Origin of the sequence: Mycolicibacterium iranicum, from assembly GCF_014190915.1 — a bacterium.
Taxonomy (GTDB): domain Bacteria; phylum Actinomycetota; class Actinomycetes; order Mycobacteriales; family Mycobacteriaceae; genus Mycobacterium; species Mycobacterium iranicum_B.
Genome location: NZ_JACHVU010000011.1, coordinates 146,220 through 159,675, shown reverse-complemented (window position 1 = coordinate 159,675; position 13,456 = coordinate 146,220). Strand labels below are relative to the sequence as shown.

The window sequence follows — 13,456 nt, the reverse complement described above, 5'->3', positions numbered from 1 at the left end:
CCGCGGGCTGCGCGATCTGCGCCGCCCTGCATGTCCTAGTGCACCAGCAGGGCGTGCCTACCGATCCCAACAAGTCGGTGAGCGAGCGGGCGAGGGCCCGGCGTCCACAGGGGACGCGCGAGCCCTCGACCGTCCCTTGTTCAGTTGCCGTCCTGCCCGTCGCTCGTCGACCCTTCTCCGCCCTTGCCCCCGGCGCCGCCACCGTCACCGCCGTGGCCCCCGTTGCCGCCGTTGCCGCCGGATCCGGTGCCGGTCGTCGACGTGCCGTCGCCGCCGTCGCCGCCGTCGCCGCCCGTGCCGGTCGATCCGCCGTCGCCCCCGTCGCCGCCCTGGCCGCCGATTCCCTCACCGTCCGTGGATGTTCCGTCGCCGCCGTCGCCCCCGTCGCCGCCGAGACCGCCGGCACCGGCGTGGCCGCCGTGACCGCCGTACCCCGCTGATGCGGGTGCGATCGAGTCGGTGGTGGCGTCGCCGCCTGCGCCGCCGTGACCGCCGTTGCCCCCGAACGCGCCTCCGTGGCCGCCGTCGCCGCCGCTGTTGCCTGCGGTGGTGTTGGCGCCGACCGCATCGCCGCTGTCACCACCGTTGCCGCCATTGCCGTTGCCCAGGGAGTTCCCGCCCTTGCCGCCGGCCCCGGCGATGGTCACGCCGCCGGTGTCGTTGACACCGTCGCCGGCATTGCCGCCGTTTCCGCCGTCGCCGCCGTTGCCGGTACCCAGAGCCACGCCGCCGTCGCCCCCGCGGCCGCCCCACGTCAGGTTCTTCCCGTGGCCCAAACCGCCGTCGCCGCCTTTGCCGCCGTCGCCGACGATGCCGCCGTTTCCGCCCTTGCCGCCGTCGCCGCCGGTCGCGTCCCCGGACTTGACGCTGCTCCCGCCGTTGCCGCCGGCGCCGCCGTTCCCGTAAAGGCCCGCGTGGCCGCCTGCGCCGCCGGCTCCACCGTCGGTCCCTGCTCCGTCGCCGCCGTCACCGCCCGCGCCGCCGTTGCCGAACACCCAGGCACCGCTGCCGCCCGTGCCCCCCGCCGCTCCGGCCCCGCCGTTCCCGCCGTTGCCGCCGTTGCCGGAGAACACGCCGCCCTTGCCGCCGTTACCGCCCGCGACACCGATCGCGTTGGCATCCCAGCCGTTGCCGCCGTTTCCGAACAGCAGCCCGCCGTGCTGACCGTTGGGGTTCTCCTCGGTGCCGTCGACGCCGTTGCAGATCAGTCCGCAGATGGCCGCGACCTTGGTGGTCTGTGCCGCGGTGAGGTGATTGCCGCCGCCGTTGACGTCCGCCGCGTTGCCGACGAGCCACCACGGGTCGCTGAGCGCGGGGCCCTGCGGTAGGAGCGCGGATTCGCTTGATGTGAGCGCGATGTCGAGTTGGACGGGCGCGGGCGCCGACGTCGGAGTCAGCGCCAGCAGTACGCCCGCACCCACCATGGCCGCACCGCCGGCAGCGGCGGCGAGAAGGTGGCGAGGGGTGATCGCCTGGCGGTTCGCGGTGCGCGAGGGTCGGTTGATCTGACGGTTCTTGGACACGTGATTCCCTATCTTCTGGCCGTGGACTGACGGAGCGCGACCTGTCGAGGGCGTGCTGCACCCGGGCCGCCATGCGATGAGCAGCGCCCACCGCCGAGTGTGCGTGGACGACCTGTGCCGGCGGGTGTTTACCGCATTTTCGCCTCGCCGGCCGCCCTCGCGACGTCTGTGAGTGCACAACCCCGGCGGGGCTACCGATCCCAACTTTTCGATCGGCTGCCCGGCCGTGTCACCGGCGGGCGTGGCGCCGCCGAACCCTACGAGGACGCGCGGTCGCGCGCCCGTTCCAGCTCGGCGATGAGCGCGTCGACCTCGTGGCGTCGTTCGGCCGGGACCTTCAGCGAGAAGAACGTCCCGAGGCTGACGATGACCTGCAGCAGGTGCTCCTTCTCGCCACCGAACAGTTTCTTGCGCCGGCTGAATTCCTCGACCTTGGTGCCCGAGTACTGGTCGGCGGGGTTGCGTCCGCGCGAGGTGCCGGTGCGAAGCTTCTCCACCCAGTTGCCGTCCACCACGATGCTCTCGCCGTCGATGCCGTCGATTCGGAACACGCCGAGATCCTAACCGGCGTGGCCCGCTCGGAATGGCGGTCGGAGAAAACCGGATGGCCTACTCCCCTGCCCTGTACAACGTGCCAATACCATGGCCGCTCAGAACCAGGGCGGCTCAGAATTATGGCGGCTCAGACCACTGACGCAGAGGAGGGATCGCGATGACGGCCGGGCCGCGCCGACGCGCATTCCTCAAGAGCGGGCTTGCCGTCGTGGCGGGGCTGGCCGGCGTCGCCTGCGCCGCACCTCAGCTCGGGGCCCGTCCGCCGCAGCGCGAACCGCACATCGCCGAGCACTACCTGGTGCACACGAACCTCGAGTACGCGGCCGCCGCCGGACGGGGCCACCTGCTCGACCTCTATGTACCCCTCGCTGCGGCAGGCCCGGTTCCCCTGGTCCTCTTCATCATGGGTTCGGCGTTCAGAAACGACGACACCAAAGGCAAGGCGCTCGGCGACGGGGACGGGGTCGAGCCCGACGACCGTCCGACGGCCGGGGGCATGATCGATGCCCCCCGGCTGGCTGCCCAGTGGGTGCCGCGCGGTTATGCCGTCGCCGGCGTGAATGTCCGCAGCAGCAGCCAGGTCACTTTCCCGGGACAGGTCCACGACATCAAAGCCGCGATCAGGTTCCTGCGGGCCCACGCCGGGGAGTACGGTCTCGACCCGGGCCGCTTCGCCACCATGGGAAACAGCAGCGGCGGATGGGTCGCCACCATGGCGGCGACGACCTCCGGAATCGCCGATCTCGAAGGCGATCTGGGTAATCGGGACCAATCCAGTGCCGTGCAGGCCGCCATCGACCTGTTCGGTCCGACCGACTTCCTGGCAATGGACGCTCACCGGCTTCCGGACGGTCAAGTGCACGACGAGCCGGGATCACCGGAATCGCAGTTGATGGGGTTCCCGATTCAGACCAACCGCGCCGCCGTCGAAAAGGCCAATCCGGCAAGCTATGTCAGGGTCGACAGTCCCCCGCTGTTCATCACCCACGGCACCACCGATCCGCTCGTGCCGGCCAATCAGTCCGAGCTGCTCTTCCAGGCCTGTGTGCGGGCCGGCGCGACGGCGACGCTGGCCCTGCTGCCCGGGGTCGGCCACACCGACGCATACCTCTACGCCCCCAACTACTCCCCCGGCCGGATCGTCACACACACCCGAGGCGGGGTGGTGACCACCGGCGTCGACCCCGCCCCGACGTTCGACACGCTGCTCACTTTTCTCGATGAGCACCTGCGCGCATGAGACCGTCGCCCCGTCATGATGGTGCGATGGAGTCCACGCGAGTCGACCGGTGGCTGTGGGCGGTCCGCCTGAGCAAGACCCGCCCCGACGCCGCCGCAGCGTGCCGGGGTGGGCAGGTCAAAGTCAACGGGCGGCAGGCCAAGCCGTCGACCATGGTCGCACCCGGTGACGAGGTGCGCGCACGCGTCGGCGAGACGACCAGGGTCGTCCACGTGGCGAGGGTCATCCAGAAGCGCGTCGGCGCGGCCGACGCCGTGACGTGTTATCTCGACCGGACCCCGCCACCGCCGCCCAGCGCCTCCGTTCCCGTCGCGGTGCGCGACCGCGGGGCCGGCCGGCCGACGAAGCGGGACAGGCGAATGCTCGACAAGTGGCGCGCGGGTCAGGGCTGAACCCCGCCGATGACCCGGATAGCTCACGTGCTGGCGGTGCTCGCCGTCATCGCCGTGCCGGCATTCGGCTGGTTCGCAGCGGGCTGGTCGGGAGCCACGACACTCGTCGTGTACTGGTTCGAGACCTTGGCGGGCTCGTTGTTCATCGCCGGGCGGATCTTCTTCCACCGCCGCTGGTCGCCGCGGCGCGGGCATTTCCGCTACGAGGCATCGAACGCGAACAAGCGCAGCCCGTCGAGTTCGTCGTTCATGTCCGGGTTCTTGATGGTCAGCCTGACCTTCACAGCTGCACACGGGGTGTTCCTGGCCGTTATCGTCTTCCTCCTCGGCCGCAACGGGCAGGCAGAGCTCGCTGAGATCAGCTGGCGCAGTGTGCAGAACGGGGCCCTCGCCGTGCTGGGACTCTTGCTGGTCGATTTCCTCGTCGACCTCGCCACGCTGCGGCACTGGTCGTTCTGGCAGATCGAGCAGACCGCTCAACGTGGGTTCAGCCGTGTCATCGTGGTGCACCTGACATTGATCTTCGGCATGTTCGGTGTCGCGATCACGGGGGCCACCGAGGCGTTGTTCGGCTTTTTCGTCGTCCTGAAGAGTCTGGCGTCGCTGAGTTTCGTGCTATTGCAATGGGAGCCGGCCAGGCCGCCGCAGTGGCTCAGTCGACTCATGAACAAAGTCCCCAACGTGCACCCCGGCGAGCGGTTCGAGGATTTCTGGGTCAAGGACCGCGCCGACGAGCAGGCCCGCCGGGAACGCAATGAACAGCCGTGGGTCGCACGACGGTCGACCGCGGGGCCGGCCCCCCGGGGGTGACGCCGGTCAGCCGCCGAGCTCGGACACCGCGGTGTCCAAGGCTGCGGCCTGAGCTGACAGGTCGGTGTCGGCGAGCTGCGTTTCCCCGCCCGTCCGCTGCAGGAGTTCGTCCCGGGAGATCACCTCGAACGCGCCCCGGTAGTCGTCGCTGGATTTCTGTTCCGCGGTGATCACCTCGGCCCGGCCCTCGATGAGCACCAGGGCGGACTGATCGTCGGCGTCGAGGAGCTTGCGGACGTCGTCGGCTGAAATCGTCATGGCTCGGATATGCCCGGTCTGCCCCGCTTCACACCCGGCGCCTCCGGGCCGGAGACTCCCGTCGGTAACGACGAATCGTCACATGACGAAGTACACCATGCGGCACAACGACTGCGGGGGTGTCGGTCCGCACGCATCCAGGTATGCGCGTCGGCGGACGCGCTCGATCAAGGACGGGCTTTCGAATGAATCTGACGCGAAGAGTGGGGCGCCGGCTTTCGGTGGGGGCCGTGGTGGCGCTGTTGATCTCGGGTCTCATCGCGGTGGCGGGCGGATCGGCCACAGCGGGCGCCTACTCGCGCCCCGGGTTGCCGGTCGAGACGCTGATGGTGCCCTCGGCGGCGATGGGACGCGATATCCCGGTCAAGTTCCAAGGGGGCGGGCCCCGCGCGGTGTACCTGCTGGACGGGTTGCGTGCCCGCGACGACAACAGCGGCTGGGACATCGAGACGGCGGCGTTCGAGAACTTCTTCGAATCCGGGCTCTCGGTGGTCATGCCGGTCGGTGGCATGTCGAGCTTCTACACCAACTGGCAGGGACCCGCAGTGGGCAACGGCACCACCTACAACTACCAGTGGGAGACGTTCCTGACCTCGGAACTCCCCGCATTCCTGGCCGCCAACAAGGGCATCTCCCCTACCGGTAACGCCGTGGTCGGCCTGTCCATGTCGGGGAGCGCGGCGCTCATCATGGCCGCCTATCACCCGGGCCAGTTCAGCTATGCGGCCTCACTGTCGGGCTACCTCAACCTCTCTGAGGGAGTCTGGCCGCTGCTGGTCAGCATCGCGATGCGCGACGCCGGCGGCTTCAGCTCGACGGCGATGTGGGGCCTCGGCGGCGGCCCGGCGTGGCAGCGCAACGACCCGACCGTGAACGTCGGACGACTGGTGGCCAACGGCACCCGCATCTGGGTGTACTGCGGAACCGGCCGACCCGGTGAGCTGGGTGGCGGCGGTGATGTTCCCGGACAGCTGCTGGAGGCCATCACCCTCGACAGCAACAGGAACTTCCAGCGGCAGTACCAGGCGGCCGGTGGAGGAAACGGTGTCTTCAACTTCCCGTCGAACGGCACCCATGGCTGGGGCTACTGGGGATCCCAGCTCGCGGCCATGAAGCCCGACATCCAGCGCGTGCTGGGAGCCTGACACCGCGAAGCGGGGCCGTCACCACCCGGAGTGCCGGGTGCGAAGCGGCCCCGCCTTCGGTGTGGAAAGGCTCCGTGCGGATATGACTCCGTGCGGATATGACTTCGTGCGGATATGACTTCGTGCGGATATGACAAGGCCACCGCGGACCATGGTCCGCGGTGGCCTGTATCAACTGTGTCAGTAGGTCGGCACGAACACGCCGTTCAGCCAGACACCCCAGTGCTGCCAACCCTCATCCCACACCTGGGGCTGGCCGTTGGCCCAGATCGGGTCGACCGGCTTCGGCGGGGCCCCAGCCGGTGCCTGACCGACATTCGGGCCCGCGGGCGGAACGGGCGGCGGTGTCCAGCCCGGCTGGGCGGCCGCGGTGGACGCGACGCCCATCGCACCTGCGGCGAGGCCACCGAACACGGCGGCGCTGGCAAGGACCTGGCTCAACTTCATCGTGAGAACTCCAATCCCGGGTGACAGAACCCGCAGCTGATGAGTACGGCTAAGAATTATCCGGATCCGCACGGCGATAAACCACTGTGGCCTATTGCACACACGGGCCTATCGCACACTGGGGCCTATTGCACACTGGGGGGCGTGGCCTCGACCCCGCACACCGAATTGGTCCGCATCGCCGACGCCGAGGGCCCCGGAGCGACCGCGGCCCGCACCGCCCTCGGTGACAGCCCTCTGCGCGAGCGACTCCGTGCCGCCATCAGCGCCCTCGCCGATCATCGCGGGCCGGCAAGCAGCACCTGCCCTTCTGACGCCGCGCGCGCCATCGGCGGGGCCGAGTGGCGCGATCTGATGGACGATGCCCGCGAGGTCGCCCGCGAGCTCGCTGCCGAGGGCGACGTCGAGATCACCCAGCACGGGAAAACGGTTGACCCGCAGGGGCAATGGCGAGGACCGATCCGGATCCGCACCCGTGGTCGTCAGTGAGATGCGGCGTGCCCGGCACGCGCGCCCGAGGCGCACCTGATGGCCGACGGAGACCGGGTGCGCTGGGATCGGCGCTACGCCGAGCGTCCACCCGCGGCGGGCACCGACATTGCCTTACCCCCGCTCTTCCGGCCGTTCGCCGACCTGTTCCCCACCGTCGGACGGGCGGTCGAGATCGCCTGCGGTACCGGGGAAGCGGCTGTGTGGCTGGCGCAGCGCGGACTGCAGGTGTGGGCGTGCGACGTGTCGCCGGTGGCCATCGCGCGCGCCACCCATCTGGCCCAGGATCACGCACAGACCGAGCGCTGTCATTTCGAGGTCAGGGATCTCGACGCCGGGCTGCCGCCGGGAATGCCGGTAGATGTGTTGCTGTGCAACATGTTCCGTGATCCTCGGCTCGACAACGCACTCGTGGAGCGCCTCGCGGCCGGGGGTCTGCTCGCCGCCAGTGCGCTGAGCGAGGTGGGCGCCTCCCCCGGGCCGTTCCGGGCCGGACCGGGTGAACTTCTCCGGGCGTTCCGGGGTCTCCAGCCGATCGCGGCCGACGAGGCCGACGGGCGGGCGTGGGTGCTGGCACGAAAGGGGTGACGCCGGCTTCCCGCGCAGTCACTACAGGCTCTATGCAGATGTGCGGGGGTGCCTCGGTTTCCGGGGTCTTCTGGTCGTCCCCCACAGGCCAACGCCGATACCGACCACGGCCCCGCCCAGGCCGATGAGCCTCTGGGATCTCCGCATCTGGTCATGCACGCTCCACCCGCCCAGCAGGTCGGACGCATCAGCCCCGCCGGAGGCGAGGAACCAGCCGCGGGTGTCGCGTCCCTGCACGCCGGCGGCGAGCAGCATTCCGCCGATCAGGGCGTCCCGATAGCCCATCGACCGCAGCAGCAGTCGCGCGGTGGGTGGCGGTTCGTCCGGATCGCCCCACAGTCTGTTGGCGCGAAGAGGATCGACGAGAAACTGAACGCCCGACGCCAGTCGGATCCCGCCGACGACGACGGCTGCGCGGTCCACGGCCATGCGCGGACCCTACGCCGATACCCCCACCCGCCGTAGCGATCCGGCGCAAGATCAGACGCCGGTGGCGCCGTCGATGCGCTCTCGGAGAAGATCGGCGTGTCCGTTGTGGCGCGCATACTCACCGACCATGTGCAGATAGATCCAGCGCAGGGACACGTCGGTGCCCCTGAACGGGCGGACGTCGTCGAGCGAGTACCGCGCGCAGTGGGCCCGGGCGGCGCCGACCTCGCGGTGCCAGATGGCCAGCGCGTCGTCGAAACGCACGCCACTGTCGACGTCGAACCCGCCGTCATGGGCGTCGGAAGAGGTGTCCGTGGACGGGCCGAAGATCGGCGGCGCGGATTCGGCAGCCAGGACGCGGCGGAACCAGTTGCGCTCCACCTCCGCCGCATGCTGGACGAGCCCCTGCAATGTCAGCGGCGAGGGCGGTACCGAGGCCGTCCGCAGCTGGACCTCGTCGAGGCCTTCGCACTTCCCCGCGAGCGTCTGCCGCTGGAAGTCCAGCCAGGCCTCCAGCGTGGTGCGTTCGTCGCCGTTCATCGGCGGTATCGAACGCGCATTCATGGTCACCGGCGTCATCCTGCCATCGGAATCCGACACGACAGGCCGCCCATCCGCGAAGATCGCCGGGTGGAGAACCTTCCCCTGACCGTCCCCGCCCTGTTCTCGAGCGCCGTCGGCGCGTTCGGAGACCGCGACTATGTGGTGACGCCCACGGACCGGCTCACCTACGCCGACGCCGAACGCCGCTCGGCCGCCCAGGCTCGTTGGCTGCTCGCACGCGGTGCGGGGAAAGGAAGTCGCGTGGGCCTGTTCTTCCCCAACGGGGTGGAATGGGTGACCTGGTGGCTGGCCGTGACGCGCATCGGTGCGATCGCCGTGCCGCTGAGCACGATGTACCAGGCACCCGAGATCGCCAAGGTGGTCCGGCTGGCCGACCTCGCCCTGCTCGTCGCCCCATCGCATGTCCTGAGCATCGACGTGGCCGAGCGCTTCGAGGCTGCCCTCCCCGGGTTGGCACGTCATACCGCCCCTCGACTCGAAATCCCTGCGGCTCCTTATCTTCGGGCGATCGTCCTGACCGGTGACAGTCCGGCACCGTGGGCGACGCCGGTCGATCTCTCCGACGCGGTGTCCCAGGACGTCCTGGCGGCCGCCGAAGCGGCGGTGTCCCCCGCCGACCTCGCGATCATGGTGCACACGTCGGGATCGACCGCCGATCCGAAGGGCGTCCTGCACACGCACGGGACCCTCGTGCGGCAGACGTCCGGGTGGCCCGCGGCGATCCGGACCGTCACCGGCTCGTCGGCCGATCCGGTGATCCTGTGCGCGATGCCGTTCTTCTGGATCGGCGGAGTGCTCGCCGTGATGGGCGCCGTGCACCAGACCGTCACCCTGTTGGTGTTGCCGCGGCTCGACGCGGGCACCGCGCTCGATCTCGTCGAGAACGAGCGCGCCACAGGGGTTGTCGGCTGGCCGGCCTTCACGCAACGGATGCGCGAACACCCCAGCTTCGCCGACCGCGATCTCACGTCGGCGCCGATGCTTCGCGACGGCCCCCTCGACATCGCCATGACGAATGTGCCCGACGGATTCCCGGTGCACCGCACCATGTCCGAGACCGCGGGCGGGTTCGCCTACACCGAGATGAAGATCGTCGACGAATCCGGCGCCGCGGTCGCCGAGGGTGAGGTCGGGGAGCTCCTCGTCCGCGGGATCGGGGTGATGGCCGGGTACAACAAGCGCGAACGCAGCGAGACCTTCGACGCCGACGGGTGGTATCACACCGGCGACCGTGTCTACCGCCGGTCCGGTGACCCGCGCCTTTTCTACGTGGGCCGCACCAGCGAGCTCATCAAGACTGCCGGAGCGAATGTGTCACCGCTGGAAGTCGAGGCGGTGATCGAGGAATTCGACGACATCGCGCAGTGCGTCGTCGTCGGCGTCGATCACCCGGAGCGCGGCGAGGAGGTTTGCGCGGTGATCGTGCCGGCGCGCGGCGGCCTCGACGTCGAGGCGGTGGCCGGCCAGGCCCGGCAGGCGTTGTCGGGCTACAAGGTGCCGACGCGGTGGATGACCGCGACGAGCGCACAGATCCCGACGCTGCCCAGTGGCAAGCTCGATCGAAAGTCGTTGCGGCAGTGGTTCGTCAGTTCTCCCGAGGCAGGAGTTCGGTGATGAAGGCATCCAGGAAACGGTCGACATCGGCAGACCCTGCCGGCCGGATCACGAACTTTGTCAGCCCGGCGTCGATGTAGGCATCGAGCCGGCGGTGCAGCTGCGCCCAGTCCTGTGCCACCAATTCGGCGGGATCGAGATCGGGCCGTCGCTTGCGGATGGCGTCGACGACCGGCGCTGGAAGGACGCCGTCCCCGACCGCCAGGTTGATGCCGTAGTGGTCGTCGGGGACTTCCCGTCCGGCGGCGTCGGCGGCCGCGCGGATCGCGTGGACGGCACGACCCGCTTCGTCAGGGGTCACGAAACTCCCCAGCCAGCCGTCGCCGTACCGACCGATGCGCCGAAAGCCCGCCGCGCTCGCTCCGCCCAGCCAGATATCAAGGTGCGAAGCGGGTTTCGGCAATACATCCATGTGCCGTACCGCGAAGAACTCGCCTTCGAAGGTCGCGTCCCGTTCGTCGAGCGCCGTCCGCAGCAGACGCAGCGACTCGTCGAAGACCGCCGCGCGTTGTCCGTCGGGCACCACGAAGGCGTCCCGCTCGGCAGGCAGCGCCGAACGCAGCCCGAACACGGGGAGTACGCGTTTGGGGGCCAGCGCCGCCAGCGAGGCCAGCTGTTTGGCGACGAGCACCGGGTGACGTCCGGGCAGCACCGCGACCGACGTGCCCACCTTCAGCCGGGAGGTTCGCGCCAGCGCCCAGCTCATACCGACGAACGGTTCGACCGCCGACGAATACACCAGCTCGGACAGCCACAGGGAGTCGACACCGGACTCCTCCAGCCGATCGACGAGCGAAGGCAGCTGCTGCGGCGCCACCTCGGGGCCCAGACCCACCCCGAACCGGATCTTCATGTGCATCCTCCCCGCCGGCGACGGTCGCCTCGAGGTAGGCAACGCACACCCTCCCGCCTTTGTGCCCGAGACGGTGACAGGATGAGCGCGTGGCAGAACGCGTCACCTTCCCCAGTAGCAGCGGGCCGACTCTGGCCGGGCTGATCGACCTCCCCCAGGGCGAGACCCGTGGGTGGGGTGTGTTCGCCCATGGCTTCACCCTCGGCAAGGACAGCCCCGCGGCGAGCCGTATCTGCAAGCAGCTCGCCAGCGAAGGCATCGGAATGCTGCGGTTCGACAACCTGGGCCTCGGTGACTCCGAGGGAGACTGGGGCGACGGCTCGTTCTCCCACAAAGTGCAGGACACGATTCGCGCGGTGGAGTTCATGGGCGGACTCGGACACGAGGTCCGGCTGCTGGTCGGGCACTCGTTCGGCGGCGCGGCGGCGGTCGCGGCCGCTCACGGCTGCCCGTCGGTGGCCGCCCTGGCCAGTATCGGCGCGCCGTACCAGCCGGCGCACGTGGAGCACAACTACGACGCCCTCGTCACGCGCATCGAATCCGACGGCGAGGCGCCGTTCCTGATCGGGGGTAAGGCGCTGACGTTGCGGCGCCACTTCATCGAGGATGTGCGTTCGACGGATCTGCGCGAGCGCATCAAGACCCTTCGCCGCGCGCTGCTTGTCATGCACTCGCCCACCGACAACACCGTCGGGATCGGCAACGCCAGCGACATCTTCCGCGCGGCGCGGCATCCCCGCAGTTTCGTCTCTCTCGAGGGCGCCGATCACCTGCTCACCGGAAAGAACCAGGCTGCGCGCGCAGCCCGCATCATCAGCGCGTGGGCCGATCCGTACCTCTGACGAATTCTTCGGGACGTGCCGCACCGGAGCAGCCCGCCGAGGATGCGGGACGACTTGCAGTCGTCGGCATCCGCGGCGGGCCCGCTCGGCGGTACGGGTGGGTCTAGGAATCGCCTCCGTCGCCGGAAGCATTCTTGCCTGAGCCGGCGTCCGAATCCGTGCTCGTGGACGTCGACGCCGAGTCCTTCTTGAACCCGTTCGTGATCTTCGAAACGGTGTTGTTGAGCGAATCCCGGACGTTCTTCACCGCGTCGCCGGTCGCCGTGGGCTTGCGGTGCTTGCCGCCGGTCGACTTGGGCGCCTCGGGGAGGATGTCCTGCTCGGCGACGGGCTCGGCAGCGGGTTCGGCGGTGGGCGCCGGTGCCTCGGCAGCCGTCGTGGCGGCCGTCGTGGGAACCGCCGCGGTCGCCGCGGTGCCCGCGGTGGTGTCGGGGTCCTCGAAGACCGGGCCCGGGATCGGCAGGTTGTCCGGGTTGGGGACGAACGGCGCGCAGATCGCACACTGGGTGCCGAGCACGAACGGGTTGAAGGCCGTGTTGATGCCGTTGACGAGGCTGGAGATGTTCCCGACGGCGAACTCCGGTGTCACCGGTTTGATGTCGTCCGCGTCAGGGGTCTTGGTCAGACTGTTGTAGAAGCTGGTGAACGGTGCTGCGGGGTCCAGCTTGACCGTTTCGCCCGACCAAGGCACCTCGGGCCCTTTCTCGTCCTTGACATAGCACTGCCCGTCCTCACTGCACGTGATCGGCGCCCGGGTCTCGGGAAATGTGTATCCCTCAGGCGAAAACAGCGCAGCGATGTGACGAATATCGAACATTTTGCTGAGGATTCCGGCCACATTGTCGCATGCCCCGGGTCCGGTGCCGGAGCAGCCGACATCCATCGGTAGCTGTGATGCGGCGATGGCGGCGAACATGTTGCCCAGCGGCACCGAGAGAGCGGGGAACGGCACCAGGATGTTGGTGATCGCCTGGTACCGCGACGGATCTGCCGGATCGGTGCCCAGGATGTTGGTCTGGCTGTAGAGCCACCAGTTGCCGGTGTAGCGCAGGTTGCGCCCGAGGCCGACGACACTGCCCTCGGGCTGGGTGAGTGTGACACCTTCGAAGGTCGGCTGGAAGCTGAAGTCACCCTCGGGATCGGAGCCCAGCTGGACGTTGCCCTCCCCCATCGCCAGCAGCACGTTGTACGGCACATTCGCCAACGCAATGAACAGGTTTGCGGGAATGTTGAAGACGTTCGTGCTGTCGGCGGTCGGGGTGAACGCAGTGGTATCGGGGAGCGCGGCGGCGCTGTCGCAGAGCGCCCCACCGTCACCGGGACCGCACGCCTGGGTCGCAGCCATGAGGGCCACGTCCATGCTCGCCCGCTGCTGCAACAACTGCGGGCTGGTGATGGGTGTCGCGGAGATGACACCGGCGCCCATCAGGGCGACCCCCGCGGTCACATACGTACGTGCTGCTTTGGGCATGACGAGCCCCTCCATGTTGCTGTAGTGGCCCCGACCGCTGGAAAAATATCCGGAAAGTGACCTCCTGTCTAGCTCAATGAGACAAATTCTCATGATCGAATGATTTGCTAACGGCGGCGTCAGTTAAAGCGGCGACTCGGCTCAGCAAAGAAAATGCTGTTTCGCTGCGGAATCCGTGTGACTTCGCTGTGTGCGCTGGTGCGTTTCGAATCGGCGGCCGTTCCCCGCGGGGCGGT

At 69.0% G+C, this 13,456-nt stretch carries 16 protein-coding genes; 8 read left to right on the top strand and 8 right to left on the bottom strand.

From position 1 onward, the window contains the following. Positions 1 to 140: 140 nt before the first annotated feature. Both FHR72_RS26790 and FHR72_RS21140 read right to left on the bottom strand, forming a co-directional pair. Positions 141 to 1,523, bottom strand: a complete 1,383-nt coding sequence (locus FHR72_RS26790) for a PGRS repeat-containing protein (RefSeq protein ID WP_183471802.1) — start codon at positions 1,521 to 1,523, stop codon at positions 141 to 143. A 257-nt stretch (positions 1,524 to 1,780) separates the two neighbouring features. Further along, on the bottom strand, positions 1,781 to 2,074 hold the full coding sequence (locus tag FHR72_RS21140; protein WP_183471800.1) for a hypothetical protein: 294 nt from the start codon (positions 2,072 to 2,074) through the stop codon (positions 1,781 to 1,783). Between the two features lie 161 nt (positions 2,075 to 2,235). Between FHR72_RS21140 and FHR72_RS21135 the strand changes: the two genes are divergently transcribed. Genes FHR72_RS21135 through FHR72_RS21125 form a run of 3 tightly spaced genes read left to right on the top strand, consistent with a single transcriptional unit; the run spans position 2,236 to position 4,520 of the window. Beyond that, entirely contained in the window at positions 2,236 to 3,318 is a 1,083-nt protein-coding gene (locus tag FHR72_RS21135; RefSeq protein WP_183471798.1) for an alpha/beta hydrolase, read from the top strand. 26 nt (positions 3,319 to 3,344) lie between these two features. Next, entirely contained in the window at positions 3,345 to 3,710 is a 366-nt protein-coding gene (locus tag FHR72_RS21130) for an Hsp15 family ribosome-associated heat shock protein (RefSeq protein WP_183471796.1), read from the top strand. 9 nt (positions 3,711 to 3,719) lie between these two features. Next, positions 3,720 to 4,520: a DUF6498-containing protein gene (locus FHR72_RS21125; protein ID WP_183471794.1), complete on the top strand. Its 801-nt coding sequence runs from the start codon at positions 3,720 to 3,722 to the stop codon at positions 4,518 to 4,520. A gap of 6 nt (positions 4,521 to 4,526) precedes the next feature. Here the strand turns inward: FHR72_RS21125 and FHR72_RS21120 are convergent, their stop codons facing one another. After that, the gene (locus tag FHR72_RS21120) at positions 4,527 to 4,778 is read right to left on the bottom strand and encodes a hypothetical protein (protein WP_183471792.1); all 252 of its coding nucleotides are present in this window, start codon (positions 4,776 to 4,778) and stop codon (positions 4,527 to 4,529) included. 185 nt (positions 4,779 to 4,963) lie between these two features. Between FHR72_RS21120 and FHR72_RS21115 the strand changes: the two genes are divergently transcribed. Continuing rightward, positions 4,964 to 5,923: an alpha/beta hydrolase gene (locus FHR72_RS21115; RefSeq protein WP_183471790.1), complete on the top strand. Its 960-nt coding sequence runs from the start codon at positions 4,964 to 4,966 to the stop codon at positions 5,921 to 5,923. A 180-nt stretch (positions 5,924 to 6,103) separates the two neighbouring features. Here the strand turns inward: FHR72_RS21115 and FHR72_RS21110 are convergent, their stop codons facing one another. Beyond that, positions 6,104 to 6,370: a hypothetical protein gene (locus tag FHR72_RS21110; protein ID WP_183471788.1), complete on the bottom strand. Its 267-nt coding sequence runs from the start codon at positions 6,368 to 6,370 to the stop codon at positions 6,104 to 6,106. A 144-nt stretch (positions 6,371 to 6,514) separates the two neighbouring features. Here FHR72_RS21110 and FHR72_RS21105 point away from each other — a divergent pair, with 144 nt between their 5' ends. Together FHR72_RS21105 and FHR72_RS21100 are read left to right on the top strand one after the other, a co-directional pair. Next, on the top strand, positions 6,515 to 6,859 hold the full coding sequence (locus FHR72_RS21105; protein WP_311736218.1) for a DUF3253 domain-containing protein: 345 nt from the start codon (positions 6,515 to 6,517) through the stop codon (positions 6,857 to 6,859). Positions 6,860 to 6,898: 39 nt separating this feature from the next. Then, entirely contained in the window at positions 6,899 to 7,447 is a 549-nt protein-coding gene (locus tag FHR72_RS21100) for a class I SAM-dependent methyltransferase (protein WP_183471784.1), read from the top strand. A 30-nt stretch (positions 7,448 to 7,477) separates the two neighbouring features. Here FHR72_RS21100 and FHR72_RS21095 read toward each other — a convergent pair whose 3' ends face one another. Together FHR72_RS21095 and FHR72_RS21090 are read right to left on the bottom strand one after the other, a co-directional pair. After that, positions 7,478 to 7,876 (bottom strand): DUF4267 domain-containing protein, encoded by a 399-nt coding sequence (locus FHR72_RS21095; protein WP_183471782.1) that lies wholly within the window; start codon positions 7,874 to 7,876, stop codon positions 7,478 to 7,480. A 51-nt stretch (positions 7,877 to 7,927) separates the two neighbouring features. Continuing rightward, positions 7,928 to 8,440, bottom strand: coding sequence for a DinB family protein (locus tag FHR72_RS21090; protein WP_396888490.1), 513 nt, complete (start codon positions 8,438 to 8,440; stop codon positions 7,928 to 7,930). A gap of 66 nt (positions 8,441 to 8,506) precedes the next feature. On the opposite strand from FHR72_RS21090, the gene FHR72_RS21085 reads away from it, so the two are divergent. Further along, positions 8,507 to 10,054: a class I adenylate-forming enzyme family protein gene (locus FHR72_RS21085; protein ID WP_183471780.1), complete on the top strand. Its 1,548-nt coding sequence runs from the start codon at positions 8,507 to 8,509 to the stop codon at positions 10,052 to 10,054. Here FHR72_RS21085 and FHR72_RS21080 read toward each other — a convergent pair. Then, positions 10,026 to 10,907 carry a TIGR03854 family LLM class F420-dependent oxidoreductase gene (locus FHR72_RS21080; RefSeq protein WP_183471778.1) on the bottom strand — a complete coding sequence of 294 codons (882 nt, stop codon included), beginning with the start codon at positions 10,905 to 10,907 and terminating at the stop codon, positions 10,026 to 10,028. The two genes, FHR72_RS21085 and FHR72_RS21080, sit on opposite strands and share 29 nt — an antisense overlap. 89 nt (positions 10,908 to 10,996) lie before the next feature. Here FHR72_RS21080 and FHR72_RS21075 point away from each other — a divergent pair, with 89 nt between their 5' ends. Beyond that, positions 10,997 to 11,749 (top strand): alpha/beta hydrolase family protein, encoded by a 753-nt coding sequence (locus tag FHR72_RS21075; protein ID WP_183471776.1) that lies wholly within the window; start codon positions 10,997 to 10,999, stop codon positions 11,747 to 11,749. A 103-nt stretch (positions 11,750 to 11,852) separates the two neighbouring features. Here the strand turns inward: FHR72_RS21075 and FHR72_RS21070 are convergent, their stop codons facing one another. Next, positions 11,853 to 13,220, bottom strand: a complete 1,368-nt coding sequence (locus tag FHR72_RS21070; protein ID WP_183471774.1) for a hypothetical protein — start codon at positions 13,218 to 13,220, stop codon at positions 11,853 to 11,855. Positions 13,221 to 13,456: the final 236 nt, after the last annotated feature.